The following is a 297-nucleotide window of genomic DNA, read 5'->3' on the forward strand; positions in this document are numbered from 1 at the left end:
GGCGTGGCGCTGGAAAAGCTGCTGCTCGCCTACGCTGCCGCGCAGGACACGATCAACCGCAATACCCATCGTTACGACCGCAACCTGCTCGAAGCGCTGGTCGACTTCATGCCGTTGGAGCTGGAAAACCTGCGCAACGCAGGTCCCGGGGAAGGCCTGGACGCGCTGGCCAAGCACCTCAACCAGGGCAACCTCGGCAGCGCCCGTTTCACCCTGGAACTGCAGGAGCCCAACGAGCAGCGTCCGGCTGCGGTGCTGGTCACGCGCAGCCACATGGGCGAACAGCACATCCATACG

1 protein-coding gene is annotated in these 297 nt (G+C 65.0%); it reads left to right on the forward strand.

From position 1 onward, the window contains the following. On the forward strand, positions 1 to 297 hold a 297-nt coding region (locus FQ664_RS25820), incomplete at both ends, for a hypothetical protein (protein ID WP_218570418.1).

The sequence above is a fragment of the Pseudomonas persica genome, assembly GCF_900291015.1.
In the GTDB taxonomy this organism is placed as follows: domain Bacteria; phylum Pseudomonadota; class Gammaproteobacteria; order Pseudomonadales; family Pseudomonadaceae; genus Aquipseudomonas.